The sequence below is a fragment of the Anabaena sp. CA = ATCC 33047 genome (genome assembly GCF_963870205.1).
Lineage (GTDB): Bacteria > Cyanobacteriota > Cyanobacteriia > Cyanobacteriales > Nostocaceae > Trichormus.
Genome location: NZ_CAWMSA010000046.1, coordinates 103,878 through 120,706 on the forward strand (window position 1 = coordinate 103,878; position 16,829 = coordinate 120,706).

Consider the following 16,829-nt stretch of genomic DNA (forward strand, 5'->3'; position numbering starts at 1 on the left):
AACTCTGCTATATTCGCTTGACTCGCAGCACGATCAACTCAGCTAAAATATTGACTGCCAGAGTCAAAACAAACAAAACTAAAGCAGCATACATTAAAGCTGCTACTTGTAGACCACTCGCTTCTGAAAACTGGTTTGCTAATAGAGAAGAAATTGTATTGGCTGGTGCTAGCAGGGAGATGTTGATATTGTTGGCGTTACCAATCAACATGGTGACAGCCATTGTTTCACCCATTGCTCGTCCTAGTGCTAACATGACAGCACTGACAATGCCAGAAAAGGCAGCCGGAATCATCACTTGTAAAAGTGTTTCCCAGCGAGTAGCCCCCAGTCCTAAAGATGCTTGCCGCAGACTAGGCGGTACAGAAATTAAGGCATCACGGGATATGGCTGTGATGATGGGCAATGTCATAATTGCCAGAATCACCCCCGCCGGTAACATTCCCGGCCCCGTGGGAGGAGTGCTAAAAATTGGCAACCAGCCAAAAGCACTATGCAGCCATTTTCCCAAGTCGGTGAGGATCGGGATTAACACAAAAATCCCCCAGATACCATACACAACGCTGGGAATAGCTGCCAGCAGTTCTACTAAAAACACTAATACCGTTCTGATTTTCAGTGGGAGAAAATCTTCACTCAATAATATAGCTGTACCAACACCTATTGGCACGGCGAGTAACAGACCCAGAAAAGAACTGACCAGAGTTCCATAAATTTGAGGTAGTACCCCATATTCTTCCTTGACTGGGTTCCAAGCACTTTTAGCTAAGAAACTCGCACCAAATTCTTTGATGGCAGGCCAAGCTTCAATAGTGACTTGCAACGCTATCCATAATAAAGTGCCAGCGATCGCTAGCGCAAAAATCCGCGTCAGCCAAATAAAGCCTCGATCTAAAGACTGTTCTAATTCCGAGCGACTTTTAATCGCTGATGGCAGATTTGAGGAATTTGTCGCCATGACTACTGATTGTAAAAATTAAATCCGAGATAAATGTGAGAAGCAACCAGCTAAAGCAAATTTTTGCCGCCTAATGTGAGATTTGTACAACCTAGGCTGTTCCGGCTTTGTGGCTGTTAATGTTTAGCCAGGGATCAACCAGATGAGTTGATTATTCCCAAATTGGCTATAGCTGAATATGCTAAATGCAGATTTTCCTGACTGAGTTTAACTCATCTTGTCAGCCTACTTGCTAGCACTGGTGCTACCACCAACAGCAATTTTGTAATCTGGGTTGATTTGATCTGCCGCCGTCGCCACTTTCTGAACTACATTTTGAGGTAAAGGAACATATCCTAACTCGGCTGCAACTTTCTGTCCTTCAGTCAAACCATACTCGATCATCGCTTCCATCGCTTTGCCTTTGGCGGCATCAGGATAGTTTTTATAAGCCAAAATCCACGAGTAGGTAACTATGGGGTATGAGTCAGCACCTTCTGGATCTGTGATAAAGGCGCGGAGGTTTTCTGGTAAAGTTACTGCTTCTAGAGTTTTAGAAGCTGACTCATCTGTAGGTACGACGAATTTGCCACTCTTGTTTTCTAAAGCAGCAACATTGAGTTGATTTTGTTTAGCATAGCCATACTCAACATAACCAATTGCACCTTGAGTCTGTTGAATTTGGGCGGTAACACCTTCATTACCCTTAGCACCAACACCTACTGGCCAGTTTACTGTTTTGCCATCACCTACTTTGGATTTCCAATCAGGACTAATCGCACTCAGGTGTTTGGTAAATACACCAGTAGTACCACTACCATCAGAACGATGTACTACTGTGATGGGTTGGTTGGGAAGGTTGACACCGGGGTTAGCAGCAGCAATTTTGGGGTCGTTCCAAGTTTTGATGTTACCCAAGAGAATATCAACATAAACTGGCCGTGGGAGCTTTAACTCTTGTACACCAGGCAGGTTATAAGCCAAAACAATGCTACCAGCTGTCATCGGCAGCAATAACACACCTTTATCAGCCGCTACTTTTTGGATTTCTTCATCCTTCATCGCCACATCGCTGGCACCAAAGTCTACTGTACCTTTGAGAAATTGCTCAACGCCGGCACCACTACCCACTGACTGATAGTTGACTTGCAAATTGGGGTATTTTTTGTTTAAGTCTGTGAACCAGCTTTGATATAAGGGAGCCGGAAAAGATGCACCTGCTCCTGTCAATGCCACATTACCACCAAGATCCAACTTGGCAGGGCTGGAGGCTGTAGCATCTTTAGCAACCCCAGAGGTGGCATCATTAGTTGCACTATTGTCTGAGGCTTGCTGTCCACCACAAGCAGCGAGGCTAATTGTCAGTGCAAATACTGAAGCAATAGCTGGAATGCGGTTCATTTTTGGGGAATTTAGATGTGAAAGCATAGCTGTCAGTTTTGAGTAAATTTCCACATAGGCTTTTCTAAGCTACTCCTTATAGGTAGGACTTAAGGTTAAGGTGAGGTTAATAAAAGAAAAAAAAACAGATTTTTTTTCAGACTTAATTACCATGAGGGTATCATGATTTTTATGCTAAATTTTATACAAAGTTTCAGTAAACAATGTATTTGTTGATGCTTCCTACCATCTATCATCAGCATTTACAAAACTCTATCATTGGATGGGAATCAATAATTGGCTGTAGCGATCGCGGATTTGACTGGTATGCGGTGCAGATTTGAAAAAATATTCATGAAAATAGCCAAACCGGAAAACTGAAAAATTTAGAGGTGCGATCGCCTCCAACAAGTTCACAAAACATCGCTGATCCAGTTCGTATTCATTCATCAACCAACTGATAAGTCCGCATAAACCCCAGTATTAATGTTAATTATATGACTATCTTATCTGAGTTATCATAATCAGACAACATCACCATCGTGACTGTAAATACGAGTCCCAGTTGCAAAATTAATGCCTATACTGGTTGCTGTTGGTTTTCCCTTGAGCCTCATAATCAATGTTTGCCGCTTCCAATCAATTGCTATGGTCTATGATTGGCTTACTTCTGACAATTGGTGGTACCTTTCTCGAAGCCCACAGTATCACATTACCTTGGAGTTGGGGTCAGCATGGAATTCAAACTTTTTCTTTAGGTGTCACCTATCAAATTGGCGCGGTACTATTAGTAGGCTGCTTAGGGGGTCAGAATGCTGGTGCATTGTCACAAATTGCTTATTTAGTCATGGGCTTAACCTTACTGCCTGTATTTTATGATGGTGGCGGTCTTGGTTATATCAAGTTGTCTCAGTTTGGCTATCTACTAGGTTTTATCCCTGGTGCATGGATTTGTGGCTTTTTAGCCTTTATCGCTAGACCAAGGCTGGAAACGCTAACATTTAGCTGTATTTGTGGCTTGTTAACTGTCCATATTTGCGGAATTACTTATTTAGTCATTAGTGATTTTTTCCAGTGGCAAACTACAGACAGCATACCCTTAATGCAAGCCATCCTCACCTACTCCTGGCTTGCCATCCCAGGGCAATTAGCTGTAGTCTGTGCTGTCACCGTAGTAGCATATCTGTTACGGCATTTAATGTTTTATTAGTTATGGACAGGCTGGAGGCTAGGGACTAGAGGCTAGAGGCTAAAAAGTGTCATGATGCTGATATTCTTTCGAGTTCTTCTTGAATCCCCAATTCCCAGTCCCCAATCCCCAGTCCCCAGTCCCCAATCCCCAATCCCCAATCCCTAATTTCTTTCATGCGTTTTAAAAATCGCCTCTTCTGGATAGCTGCTTTTATCGCTTTTTTCCTAGACCAACTGACAAAATACTGGGTAGTGCAAACCTTTAGCCTAGGAGAGACACTACCACTACTACCAGGTATATTTCACTTTACCTATGTGACTAATACTGGTGCAGCTTTTAGTTTATTCAGTGGCAAAGTAGAGTGGTTGCGTTGGCTATCTTTAGGAGTCAGTTTAGTCTTAATAGCTGTAGCAATTGTTGGCCCCATGTTAAGCCTCTGGGATCAGCTGGGTTACGGCTTGATTTTAGGTGGAGCGATGGGTAATGGTATTGATAGGTTTGTTTTAGGCTACGTAGTTGATTTTCTCGATTTTCGATTGATTAACTTTGCTGTGTTTAATATGGCAGATTCATTCATTAGCATTGGTATTGTTTGTCTACTCATCGCCTCGTTCCAAAAAACACCGACTTCTCATCGCCGGTCTCGGTGAATCCACCGCATTGAAAGCTAATTAGAGATTTTTTTTCAATCTTCCGAAATGTCTACGTTTTTTGTGTTGTAAAGTATGTGGATATAGTCATCCGGTTTGATTTTTGAATTTATTTGTGTGGTCAGGGAACAGGCAACAGGCAACAGGCGACAGGAAAAAAGGGTTTCGGTGTGTACTGAGTCTTGTTCAACAATCAAATAGGATGGCCATATCTCACAGCAATCAAATTTCAATACCAGATTTATTGATAGGAGGTTTTCCCCAATACCAAAATCAAAATGCCATATCTGGTGATGCCTCAATTCACATTAGAGACAATCAGCATTGTCAGTTCGGCATCAAGAATTTTATCTATATTAACAGGTACTGGAAATCAGTAAGTAAATTTACTAGAAATATAGTCTATTGATGTAAGATTAAATCGGGAATAATTCCGTATAGCCAATTAATTTTTTGGCTGAGGAGTAAAATGGTGTAAGACCAAATATCAAAACTGCTATTTACCTGATTCTTGTCTAACAACTGTGATGTAAACAGCCAATGAACTCTCCCCAACCTCCCCACAAGTCACAAACTATACTAGGTCAACTGACTCAAGCTGTACATACTATTCAAGCTAGGGTTGACTTTTCTAAACTGGCACTCAAGCCTAATGCCAAAGTACCAGAACTCTGGGTGCAGGATGCAGGGGCAGATAAGGCGGAAACTTATCCATTGTTGGGCGATCGCTATATCCTCGGTCGCAGTTCCAAATCCTGTGATATCGTCGTTCGTAACCCAGTTGTCAGCCAAATTCATCTATCCTTAACACGGGATTCGTCACAACGTACCCCCGTGTTTGTGATCAAAGACGAAAACTCGACAAATGGTATCTATCGCGGTAAACGGCGAGTTCAGAGTTTAGAACTACGTCATGGCGATATTTTCACCCTAGGCCCCCCAGAACTAGCAGCATCAGTGAGATTGCAATATTTCGATCCACCACCTTTGTATGTGAAAGCCGCAACTTGGGCTGGTTATGGGCTTGGTGGCGTTAGTGCCTTATTAGCATTGGTGATTGGGGTAGAATGGCTGAAATTTTCTGTGCGTCCTTTACCTACAGCTAGCCGCGCGCCTATAGTCGTTTATGCTGGCGATGGTAGCACTCCTTTACGTCAGCCTCGGATTGTGGCACACGTAGACAAGAAAAATTTAGAAGAGTTTGGCCCCTATTTACCTGCGGCAGTCATAGCTTCTGAGGATAGTCGCTATAATTGGCACTTTGGGGTTGATCCCTTGGGTGTGCTACGGGCAGTGTTCATTAATACTCGTAGCGGAGGTGTGCAGCAAGGTGCTAGCACCATTACCCAACAGGTGGCTCGTAGTTTGTTTCGTGACTATGTAGGCGCGCAAGACTCCCTAGGACGTAAGTTAAGAGAAGCAATTGTTGCCCTCAAATTAGAAACTTTTTACAGCAAAGATGAAATTCTGCTGACTTACTTAAATCGGGTATTTCTAGGGGCAGATACCTCTGGTTTTGAGGATGCGGCTCAATATTACTTTGAGAAGTCAGCTAAAGACTTAACTCTAGCGGAAGCAGCAACATTGGTAGCAATTTTACCGGCTCCCAACGGATTTAATTTTTGTGGGAATAGCCCCAGGCGGCTAGATGCAGCAGACTACCGCAACCGTGTAATTAAACGGATGCTGGAAATGGGCAAAATCTCCCCAGAGGAAGCCAACCGCGCTAGAAGATCCACTGTCCAAGTTAGTCCAAAAGTATGTGAGCAGCAAGCTAAAACTATCGCTCCTTATTTTTATGACTATGTGTTTCAGGAACTAGAACAGATACTCGGTGAAGGTGCAGCTAGGGAAGGAAACTTCATAATTGAAACTCAGCTAGACCCAAGAATACAAGCACAGGCGGAAGCATCTTTACAAAATGCCGTCAACACCGCCGGTGCTAGTTTTCGGTTTTCTCAGGGCGGAATGGTGACACTGAACACCAGAACAGGTAGTATTTTGGCCATGGTGGGCGGTACTGATTATCGCCGCAGTCAGTTTAATCGGGCTGTGCAAGCTAAAAGACAACCCGGTTCTACTTTTAAAATTTTTCCTTTCACTCAGGCACTGTTACAAGGTATACCAACATCTAGGAGTTATTCTTGCGCTCCTTTGACTTGGCAAGGCTTTACTTATCGTCCCTGTCGTTCTGGTGCTGGTGGCAGTTTAGACATGATTACGGGATACGCACTTTCAGAAAATCCCATAGCCCTGCGGATAGGTAGGGAAGTCGGGCTGGATAAGGTGGTAGCTTTAGCCCATCGCATGGGGGTAAAGTCATCACTGGAAGCAGTACCCGGTTTGATATTGGGTCAAAGTGTAGTTAATGTATTAGAGATGACAGGGGCTTTTGCGGCGGTGGCAAATCGTGGCGTGTGGAATCCTCCCCATGCTATTAGTAGAATTTTAGATAGTGGTGATTGTAGCGATCGCAATGATTTAAAAACCTGCCGTGTCATCTACTCCTTCGACCAAAATCGAGAAGCCAACAAGCAAGTCCTACCTACAGGTGTTGCTGCTCAAATGACGAATATGATGCAGCAGGTAATCACAAGGGGTACTGGACGCAGTGCGGCCATTGGACTGGGGGAAGGAGGCAAAACAGGTACAACCGATAGAAACGTTGACTTGTGGTTTATCGGCTTTATTCCCAGTCGCCGATTAGCCACAGGTATCTGGCTCGGCAATGATGATAATTCTCCCACCTCTGGGAGCAGCGCGCAAGCTGCCCAATTATGGGGAAATTATATGAGGAGAATTACACGTTGAAGTCATTAGTCATTAGTCATTAGTCATTAGTCATTATTCATTAGTCATTAGTCATTAGTCATTAGTCATTATTCATTAGTCATTAGTCATTAGTTTTTCCCCCTGCTCACGGCAGTCCGCTCAAGTCGGGAAACCCGCCCACGCGGCTGCCTCCCCTGCTTCCTCAATTAGTCGTATCCCTGCCAAGGACTGACTTCTAATTGTCCATTAGGTTTAAATATCACTTGGAAGTGAGCTAGAGGTTCGCTACTGTTGGGAGCGGCTGCATTTGAGCCATAGACTGCTTGAAACATCTTTGGTAAAGGTGTTTCGCGGAAATAGTCAAAGGCGACTTGATTGAGTGGCTCATAATCGGCAATTGTGCCTTCTTGATTAATCGCCACCCGATACTTTAAGTCTTTGGTATAGTTGGGAGTGCTAATTGCAGTTTGCCGGAGTGTATCATATAGCTTGGTGTTTAAAGCTTTGATAGCATTCGGTTCAGTGATTTTAGCCCCGATGACTTGGGGTGTGCTGGCATAACCCCGCCAAGGACTGACTTCTAACACACCTTTGCTAGTAAAAACTACTCTAAACTGGGCAATTGGCTCATTAGCGATGGGAGTACGTCTAGCAGGATTGTATAGTAAGTTAGGCAGAGGCGTTAATTCTATAGCGGTGTTTGCCTGTTGGTTGACTGCTTTATATCCCACAATCGCACCATCCGCAGCTACACCCACGCGATAAACTAAATCCTGATTAATTCCTGAACGGCTATTCCAAACTGGATCAATTTGGTTCCAAACTTGACGATTTAAAGCTTTGAGTTGAGACGGATCGGTTATTTCATTAACTGTATTTAAAAGTGCTTCTAAATCTTGAACTGTCGGCTGTGTGGCAGCTGTCGCAGTTGTGGGAAAGTTTGGTGTGGGTTGTGCAGATGCTAAGGGTGTGGTGGTTGGTGTAGGTGTGGCGGTTGGTGTTGTTTCAGCTAAGGGTGTGGTTGTGGGTGTTGTGGTTGGATTGGTTGTCGGAGTAGTGTAACTTTGCTCCTCTGTTTTGGTTTCTGGGGGACGCATTTCTGGGGCAGGAACAAAACTAAAGGCGATCGCTGCCACAGCTAAACTAGAAACACCAACAGTTGCGGGTACTGCTTGCTTTAATACAACTTGACTGGTACCACCATAACGTCTAGTCACTGGTTGTAATTCTAGTGATAACTCCGGTAAAGTTTGCGTGTCAGCAAAAAACTGATCTACAGCTTCCACTAAATCAAACAACTGTACCGTATTTAAATCTATTTGCATCGGTTGTTGATGCTGAGAATTAAATTCCTCTGGTGCATTCTCATAATGTACTATCAGCCTATGTCGGTTATGGTCGATTTTTTGTAACTCCACTAACTCAGAATCTTGGTTATGTGCTTGTGGATTCGGCACATTACTTAAAAATTCTTGAGCATAACCACTCACAGCCCGCACCAAACTTTCAAAAAATTCTCTTCCCCCCACTAAAGGCTGGGTGTGTCCAGATATATAACATTCTGCATTTACCAATATTGACAGTTCAGGGCGCAATTCCTGAAATTGTGCGCCCCTATTAGCATCACTTAATCCTTCTAACAGCACCGTACAATTAGGTAAACTGTACTTCCTTTGAATGTTCATTCTACTTCCCCATCAAATAGACTGATCCAGAATCGCTGCATTCCAGCTGTGCCAGTACAAAATAGCAGTTGTCCTAAGAGATTTATAGCTAATTCATTTAATTTTTCATCAGAAGTTAATGCTAAAGCACCAATGCGCCGAGCATTCATTCTGCTTTTAAAATGCGCTCTAAACCTTTCTAGGTAAGTAGATAAGCGTAAATTTTGTTCTAAAGGAATTTGCTTTTCGTTGAGTTGTTGACAAATGATCAGCATTTGGCGGATAACTACTGTTAAACGCCGTGCTATGTAACAGGCAATCACCACTAAGGCTTTTGCCTCCATAATGGTTAAAGGGCGACGAATATGCGCTCTGCGGATGGGGTTAGAAGAGCGCATCCGCCACAAGTTCACTCTGTCTTTAATAATTCCTTTTAAATCTAATTCTTCAGCAAAAGCTAGGATGGCTTCCGAACCACCCAATTCTAAAGCTTCGATCGCCAGTAAAATCAGATCAATTTGCATCCTAGTTCTAGCCGGACATCCCTGCCCAGGAATGGCAGGATCTGGTAGAGCGTCCAAAATCATCGGTAATGAGGGGGGGGTTGGACTGTTGAACGGCGTTAAGCTGGCAGAAACATTCATTCGATCAAATACCTTGTGCGGCTCCAATAAATCAAATAAAACTAGGAGAACTAACTTTAGGATATCTAGCCAAACAGCAAGATGAAACTGGTGGCAGTAGTCAGGCTACTAGATATATACATTTACATAGTTGTTCTACTCTCAAGTTGTTCTATACGTAAATTTCAGTTTTTAAAGCATAATTTTACTCTTTTATGTCTTGAGTATAAATCCATCTCTTAGCTTGGTTTAAATTCTCAGTATCGTCAATAGATGGCGAAACCTAGGCATTGATCCCAAGCGTATGACATTATAGTGTACGATTTTTCAGGTGAATGGGGACTGGTGATTGGGGATGAGGAAGATGTAGCTTGCTTCTCTTACGAGACGCTACCGCGTTCTCTACGAGACGCTACGCGAACGCGTAGCGTCTCCGTAGGATTCACCCGTAGGGTGGGAGATGAGGAAGCAGGGGAGGCAGCCCCGTGGGCGGGTTTCCCGACTTGAGCGGACTGCCGTGAGCAGGGGAAAATCTTCTGCCTTCTGCCTTCTGCCCGATGCCCAGCCCAGTCTCCAATACCCAATACCCAATAACTCAGCACTATGGATCTAAAATCTCTTATTCGCGACATCCCTGATTTTCCTAAGCCTGGAATTTTGTTTCGTGATATCACTACTTTACTGCGCGATCGCGATGGATTGCGATATACTATTGACTTTTTAGCAGAAAAATGTATTGAGACTGGTTTGACTATAGATTATGTTGCGGGTATGGAATCAAGGGGGTTCATTTTTGGCACCCCCTTGGCTTATAAATTAGGGGCTGGTTTTATTCCTGTGCGTAAAAAAGGTAAGCTACCAGCAGCAGTTCATTCGGTTGAATATCAACTAGAGTATGGTACTGACTGTTTGGAAGTGCATCAAGACGCTTTACATCCAGGTAGCCGAGTCTTGATTGTAGATGATTTGATTGCTACAGGTGGTACAGCCAGTGCTACAGCTAAGTTAGTCCAGCAAATCGGCTGCGAATTAGTCGGGTTTGGGTTTATCATCGAGCTACGGGATTTACAAGGGCGCAAATATCTACCAGATGTGCCGATTATTTCCGTAGTTGAATATTAATGATTAGTCCACAGTCAACAGTTCATACTCCATAACCCATAGTTTCAAAGTTAGCAATTGACTAATGACGATTACACATTGATTAATTTTGAATGAGAGAATTTTGAATTCGGAGCGAAGCGACGTGACATCTACACGAATTTCTTGGGATAGAAGTTGGGACTGGTTGATCAGGTTTGTCACCAGCGAAACGTTTATTTATGTGATTAAGCGAATCTTACAAGCGTTGTTAACTTTATTGTTAGCATCGGCGTTGTCGTTTTTCATCATGAAATTATCACCAGGTGACTATGTAGATACGCTGCGACAAAATCCCAAAATTTCCCCGGAACGTATTAATGAACTCAAAAGACAGTTTGGTTTAGATAAATCTTGGCTAGAACAGTATGGGCTGTGGTTGTGGCGGATTTTTACCAAGGGTGATTTTGGCACGAGTTTTGTTTATCAGCGTTCAGTTGCGTCTCTGCTATGGGAAAGAATACCCGCTACTTTAATGTTGGCGATCGCTTCTTTATTTGTCACCTGGGCGATCGCAATTCCCTTGGGTATCGTGGCGGCTGTCAAGCAAAATAAAGCCACTGACAGAATTTTACAAGTGATTAGCTACACCGGACAAGGATTCCCCAGCTTTATAACTGTGCTGTTTCTCCTGATCTTTGCCCAATACACCACGCCTTTATTTCCCGTCGGTGGTATGACCAGCATTGATCACGCTGATTTATCTTGGTTTGGTAAAATCCTAGATATTGGCTGGCACATGATTTTACCGACTATAGCGTTAAGTATCACCAGTTTTGCTGGGTTACAACGCATCATGCGCGGCGAATTATTAGATGTGCTAAGGCAAGACTACATTCAAACTGCACGCGCCAAAGGGCTACCAGAAAATCGCGTGATTTACGTTCATGCGCTACGTAATGCGATCAACCCCCTGATTACTTTGTTGGGTTTTGAGTTAGCCGGCTTATTAGGTGGTGCATTTATCGCTGAACAGTTCTTTAACTGGCCGGGTTTAGGTAGATTAACTTTACAGGCGGTAATTGCCAAAGACCAATATTTAGTCATGGCTAGTCTAGTCATGAGTGCCGTATTGTTGAATGTAGGCAACTTAATGGCAGACTTATTACTGAAAGTAGCCGACCCCCGCATCCGTCTTGAAGCATAATTTTAGTCATTAGTCAATGGCCATTATTCATTAGTTATTAGTTTTTCTTCCTCCGCTCCCCTGCTCCCTCATTCCCCTCACCTCCCTTACCCAGTCCCAGAGATTCTTTAATTTTGAATTTTGAATTTTGAATTTTTAATTGATTCCTCCCCATGCTGTCCGAAGTCTATTACCTAGTACGTTCAAAAGCTGACGGTCGTTATCTTACAGCCCGCCCCGGTGAGGAAACATCGGGTTATTTGTTACTATTTCGGGAAAATTTTGACGCTTTAACCTATCTCAATACCCACGCCGCAGAAGTAGCAAACCGCTTTGCTGTAGAGTCTATTCCTGGTACACAGTTAGGCAGTTTGCTTCAACGCTGGGGTTTTACTGGTGTGGGTGTTGTAACTGATCCGTTGTTACCTAAAGTGGATTTTCTCCAGCACAGATGAGCGTAGCAATTTTGGACTAGAGTTATGGTTTGTAGTCAGCACTTTAGTGATTTCATTTTGAGGACTAAAGTCCTCACTACAAACCCAACATTGATGCTAATGGTTCGAGTTGGGTTTACAGTTTACCCAACCTACTTTTCTAGTCCCTAAACTACCACCTTCTCTAACATCAACTTAGAACGCTTCACTTGTTCAGGAATCGCTACCGGATAATCTCCGGTGAAGCAAGCAGAACAGAAACTATTGGTATCTTCTCCGGTGGCTATTAGCATCCCTTCCCAACTGAGATATGCTAGTGAGTCTACTTCTAGCTGCTGGGCTATTTCTTCTACAGATTTGGTAGCCGCAATTAGCTGATCTTGGGTATCTGTATCAATACCATAGAAGCAGGGATGAGTCACAGGTGGTGAAGAAATCCTCATGTGTACTTCTGCTGCACCAGCTTCACGCAAGGCTTTAACCAGTTTGCGGCTTGTCGTACCCCGCACAATTGAGTCATCAACGATAATCACCCGTTTACCCGCGAGTACATCTTTAAGCGGGTTAAGTTTCATTTTAATACCCGACTCGCGCATAGTTTGGGTTGGTTGAATAAAGGTACGCCCAACATAGCGATTTTTGATCAATCCTTCACCGTAAGCGACACCAGAAGCTTGAGAAAATCCAATTGCCGCAGGTATGCCAGAATCAGGGACACCAAAAACGATGTCAGCATCTACATAGGATTCTTTCGCTAGTTGTCGCCCTAAACGCATCCGATAGCTATACAGACTCTCGTTGTGCATTTGGCTATCAGGACGGGCAAAATAAATCATCTCGAAAATACACAGCTTGCGCTGGGGTTTTTCACTCCAGTGGAAGGAAGCTAAACCTTCTTCGGTAATCCAAACTACTTCTCCTGGTTCTACGTCGCGGAGATATTCTGCACCAATAATATCTAAGCCGCAGGTTTCGGAAGATAAAACATAACGGACGGGATTACTAGGTAATGTTCCAATGACTAAGGGACGAATGCCATTAGGATCGCGCACACCCATCACACCTACGGGAGTCCCGATTACTAAGCTAAACGCACCTTGACAGCGATGAAATGCCTGAATCGCACCTTCTAACCAATCTACACCTGTGTTAATGGCTTGTGCGATCGCAAAGGCAATCATTTCTGAGTCGGTAGTAGTCACTAAGTTACAATTGGTCTTGAGTAACTCTTCTCGTAATTCTATTGTATTGACTAAATTGCCATTATGTGCTAAAGCTATTTTACCCAAGCGTGTGTCCACTACAGCAGGTTGGGCGTTAACTCTGCGGCTAGAGCCGGTGGTGGAATAACGAGTATGACCAACGCCGATACTACCGGGTAACTCTTCCAAAATGGATTCACTAAACACTTGAGACACCAAGCCCATGTCTTTGTGTAGATGGACTTGCTCCCCTTCAAATGTGGCAATGCCGGCTGATTCTTGACCCCGATGTTGGAGGGCATACAATCCAAAGTAGGTCAGTTTGGCAACATTTTGTCCGGGTGCGTAGATGCCGAAAACGCCGCAAGCTTCTTCTGGCTTGTCAGGACGATTTTCCAAACTATTGATTGAGTCGTTGGTATGTTGGGCGTACTCATCCAAAGTGACGGAATCAATGGGAATCATGCTAGCTTTGCTCCTGGTTGGGGTGTCAAGTCACTGGGATTATTTTTATGAACCGGATAGTGGTGCTAATCTTAATAAATCTTTAACCATCCATTAAAACAGTACCTTAAATGTGTCCAAAGTTGCTATTGGTTTGAGGGAATTAATCAATAGTTGGGAGGACTGGGGACTGGGGATTGGGGACTGGGGATTGGGGACTGGGGATTGGGGACTGGGGATTGGGGATTGGGGACTGGGTACTGGGAAAGAATTTCTCCCTTGTCTCCCTCATCTCCCTCACCTCCCTCATCTCCCCTACTCCCTACTCTCTACTCTCTTAGATAAATTAACCGTCTAGCGATCGCATGTTGATAGCGATCGCTCATCTGTTCGATACTAACTTGAATTATGCTGTGGTTATCAGTGGTCAAAACCCCCAATCCTGTGTCGATATTACCCACTGTTCCCAATTGTTGCCATTCTTCACCTAGATGCTCCTGTAAATAGGATTCCCAAATCTCTTGCTGTGCAGGGGATACAGACACAATAATTCTTGTGCCACCTTCACCAAAAAGTAATTCATCTAAACGTTGTGACTGAGTGGCTTCTAGATAAATTTGCGCCCCCAACTTACCAGCCAAGCAACATTCTGCTACAGCAATAACTAAACCACCCTCAGCACAATCATGGGCTGAACGTACCCAACCAGCACGGATACCTTCACGACAAACTTTTTGGACACGACGTTCTAATTCAAAATCTACCTTAGCTGGTCTACCTGCGACAGTGCCGTGAATGCTAGCTAAATACTCAGATGCGCCCAAACTGCTAGGAGATGAACCCAGAAGGTAAATGATATCTCCGCTAGCTTGCCAACCTTGACCGCAAATTTTGGTTAAATCAGGTATTAACCCTACCATCCCCACAACGGGAGTTGGATAAATCGGTTGAGGATTACCTTGAGCATCAAGGGTTTCATTGTACAGCGAAACATTACCCCCTGTTACCGGAGTTGCCAATTCTCGACAACCTTCCGCCAAACCTCGACAAGCTTCTGCTAATTGCCAGTAACCAATGGGTTTTTCGGGACTGCCAAAATTCAGGTTATCTGTCACCGCCAAAGGTTCTGCACCTACGCAGCTAAGATTACGTGCTGCTTCTGCGACTACTGCCTTAGCTCCCTCATAGGGGTCAAGGTAAACATAACGAGAATTACAATCAACAGTAGCAGCCACACCACTTTGAGCATTAGCAGTTCCCCCTTGCTCCCCTGCTCCCCTGCTCCCCTGCTTCTCTAGGGGACGTAAACGTACTATTGCCGCATCTGCGCCACCAGGGAAGACAACGGTGTTATTCTGCACTTGATGGTCATACTGACGATACACCCAATTTTTAGAGGCGATGGTCGGTGTATCGAGTAAAGTTAATAAAACGTCATGCCAACTTTTTACAGTACCTTGAATTTCAATACCGTTTGTGGTGCAAGTTGGCAAAGTATCAGGCGACCATTCCCAAGCTTTAATAGCATATTCTGGTGGTTCTGTCAATAGCTCACGTTCATAAAGCGGCGTATTTTCTGCCAAAGCATCCGCCGGAATTTCTGCTGCAACTCCACCTTGATATAAAATCCTGACGATGGGTTCTGCAATTACCGTACCAGCAACAACGGCGTGTAGTCCCCAACGGTGGAAAATATCAATTAACTCTTGTTCGCGTCCTTTGTGGGCGACAAACAGCATCCGTTCTTGGGACTCTGACAGTAGATATTCATAGGGAACCATTCCCAATTCCCGCACCGGAATTTTATCTAAGTCAAGTTCGATACCTACGCCACCTTTGGCCGCCATCTCGGAAGTAGAACAGGTAATACCAGCCGCACCCATATCTTGAGCGGCTACTACTGCACCTGTTTTAAATGCTTCTAGACAAGCTTCAATTAAAGACTTTTCTAAAAAGGGGTCGCCTACTTGCACCGCCGGACGGTCATCTATAGATTCATCGCTTAATTCCGCACTGGCAAAACTCGCGCCTCCCATGCCATCGCGTCCGGTGGTAGAACCTACATATAACACCGGATTCCCTAGACCAGATGCCCCAGATTTGACAATTTCTGGTGTTTCCATCAATCCTAACGCCATGACATTGACTAAAGGATTCCCAGAGTATGCTGTGTCAAAATAAACCTCACCGCCTACAGTGGGAACACCTACGCAATTCCCGTAATGGCTTATACCAGAAACTACGCCAGAGAACAGCCTTTGAGTTTTGGGGTCGTCTAAAGAACCAAACCGCAGAGAGTTTAACAAAGCAATGGGACGCGCCCCCATTGTAAAGATATCTCTGAGAATACCACCGACTCCGGTAGCTGCTCCTTGAAATGGTTCAACGGCTGAGGGATGGTTATGAGACTCAATCTTAAATGCTAGTTGCAGTCCCTCACCTAAGTCTACCACCCCAGCATTTTCACCAGGCCCTACAAGGATGCGGGGGCCAGTTGTGGGGAACTGTTTGAGTAGAGGACGAGAATTTTTATAGCAACAATGCTCAGACCACATTACGCCAAACATTCCCAGTTCGGCTTTGTTGGGATGACGACCTAAACGACGCACAATTTCTGCATATTCTTCGGGTTTAATACCTTCAGCAGCAATTTCTTGAGGGGAAAAGGGAGCAGGAGATGTAGCAGTCATGGAAATAATGCACCAATAGTACAGAGCATTATTGTATAGCAGGAGGCAAGAGGTAGGAGGTGAGCCACTGCGGTAGACGGGTTCCCCGGCAGATACAGGACTGACGCAACTGGCATATTAGTAGGGTGCCTCAGATATCAAAAATACGTTTATTGAGAATGGTGCAAGATATCAGACAGGCGATCGCACGCTTTCCCCTTCTGACATAGCCTCGTCCGAAGGTAATGTTTCAATTTAATTAAAAAGTGTAATTTCTGTCACAATAATGTCCCAAATTATGTGTTGTCATATATCTTTAGGAATAGATTTTTTCTATGAATGCAGTAAATTTCTCTATCTTAAGTGATAAGAATCACTGAATTTATTGATTTAGATCGTTTTACTTATATAACCAATTTGTAAATATTTAAGTATTACTGAACTCTAGCCGAGTCATTAATAGGGAACACACTAATCGCCGACATTCCGTAAAAGAGGTTGTCGGCTTTCTGTTTGGGTAATGGGGAGGCAGGGGAGGCAGGGGAGCAGGGGAGGCAGGGGAGGCAGGGGAGGCAGGGGAGGCAGGGGAGGCAGGG

At 44.1% G+C, this 16,829-nt stretch carries 14 protein-coding genes; 7 read left to right on the forward strand and 7 right to left on the reverse strand.

The features are described from left to right. Window positions 1-7 precede the first annotated feature (7 nt). From pstC to AACS98_RS15420, 3 genes are all read right to left on the reverse strand, one after another. Entirely contained in the window at window positions 8-958 is a 951-nt protein-coding gene (pstC, locus tag AACS98_RS15410) for a phosphate ABC transporter permease subunit PstC (RefSeq protein ID WP_066381365.1), read from the reverse strand. Between the two features lie 225 nt (window positions 959-1,183). Then, on the reverse strand, window positions 1,184-2,338 hold the full coding sequence (gene pstS, locus AACS98_RS15415) for a phosphate ABC transporter substrate-binding protein PstS (RefSeq protein WP_369815994.1): 1,155 nt from the start codon (window positions 2,336-2,338) through the stop codon (window positions 1,184-1,186). Between the two features lie 255 nt (window positions 2,339-2,593). Continuing rightward, a complete protein-coding gene (locus AACS98_RS15420) occupies window positions 2,594-2,767 on the reverse strand; it encodes a hypothetical protein (RefSeq protein ID WP_156481571.1) in 174 nt (57 codons plus the stop codon). Between the two features lie 172 nt (window positions 2,768-2,939). On the opposite strand from AACS98_RS15420, the gene AACS98_RS15425 reads away from it, so the two are divergent. From AACS98_RS15425 to AACS98_RS15435, 3 genes are all read left to right on the forward strand, one after another. Continuing rightward, window positions 2,940-3,527 carry a biotin transporter BioY gene (locus tag AACS98_RS15425; RefSeq protein ID WP_066381369.1) on the forward strand — a complete coding sequence of 196 codons (588 nt, stop codon included), beginning with the start codon at window positions 2,940-2,942 and terminating at the stop codon, window positions 3,525-3,527. A gap of 155 nt (window positions 3,528-3,682) precedes the next feature. Next, window positions 3,683-4,159 (forward strand): signal peptidase II, encoded by a 477-nt coding sequence (gene lspA, locus AACS98_RS15430; protein ID WP_066381371.1) that lies wholly within the window; start codon window positions 3,683-3,685, stop codon window positions 4,157-4,159. Between the two features lie 540 nt (window positions 4,160-4,699). Then, window positions 4,700-6,970, forward strand: coding sequence for a transglycosylase domain-containing protein (locus tag AACS98_RS15435; RefSeq protein WP_066381373.1), 2,271 nt, complete (start codon window positions 4,700-4,702; stop codon window positions 6,968-6,970). A 167-nt stretch (window positions 6,971-7,137) separates the two neighbouring features. On the opposite strand, the gene AACS98_RS15440 is transcribed toward AACS98_RS15435, so the two are convergent. Beyond that, on the reverse strand, window positions 7,138-8,616 hold the full coding sequence (locus tag AACS98_RS15440; protein ID WP_066381376.1) for a DUF4335 domain-containing protein: 1,479 nt from the start codon (window positions 8,614-8,616) through the stop codon (window positions 7,138-7,140). Further along, a complete protein-coding gene (locus tag AACS98_RS15445; protein WP_066381379.1) occupies window positions 8,613-9,239 on the reverse strand; it encodes a DUF3038 domain-containing protein in 627 nt (208 codons plus the stop codon). Before AACS98_RS15445 ends, AACS98_RS15440 begins: the two co-directional genes overlap by 4 nt. Before the next feature lie 294 nt (window positions 9,240-9,533). On the opposite strand from AACS98_RS15445, the gene AACS98_RS15450 reads away from it, so the two are divergent. From AACS98_RS15450 to AACS98_RS15465, 4 genes are all read left to right on the forward strand, one after another. After that, window positions 9,534-9,725, forward strand: coding sequence for a hypothetical protein (locus tag AACS98_RS15450; protein ID WP_157087524.1), 192 nt, complete (start codon window positions 9,534-9,536; stop codon window positions 9,723-9,725). A 96-nt stretch (window positions 9,726-9,821) separates the two neighbouring features. After that, a complete protein-coding gene (locus tag AACS98_RS15455; protein ID WP_066381381.1) occupies window positions 9,822-10,340 on the forward strand; it encodes an adenine phosphoribosyltransferase in 519 nt (172 codons plus the stop codon). A 124-nt stretch (window positions 10,341-10,464) separates the two neighbouring features. After that, window positions 10,465-11,505, forward strand: a complete 1,041-nt coding sequence (locus tag AACS98_RS15460) for an ABC transporter permease (protein WP_066381382.1) — start codon at window positions 10,465-10,467, stop codon at window positions 11,503-11,505. A gap of 152 nt (window positions 11,506-11,657) precedes the next feature. Beyond that, window positions 11,658-11,939 (forward strand): hypothetical protein, encoded by a 282-nt coding sequence (locus AACS98_RS15465; RefSeq protein WP_066381384.1) that lies wholly within the window; start codon window positions 11,658-11,660, stop codon window positions 11,937-11,939. 146 nt (window positions 11,940-12,085) lie between these two features. Here AACS98_RS15465 and purF read toward each other — a convergent pair whose 3' ends face one another. Next, window positions 12,086-13,585, reverse strand: a complete 1,500-nt coding sequence (gene purF, locus AACS98_RS15470) for an amidophosphoribosyltransferase (RefSeq protein WP_066381386.1) — start codon at window positions 13,583-13,585, stop codon at window positions 12,086-12,088. Between the two features lie 308 nt (window positions 13,586-13,893). Beyond that, a complete protein-coding gene (purL, locus tag AACS98_RS15475; protein WP_066381390.1) occupies window positions 13,894-16,254 on the reverse strand; it encodes a phosphoribosylformylglycinamidine synthase subunit PurL in 2,361 nt (786 codons plus the stop codon). Window positions 16,255-16,829 lie beyond the last annotated feature (575 nt).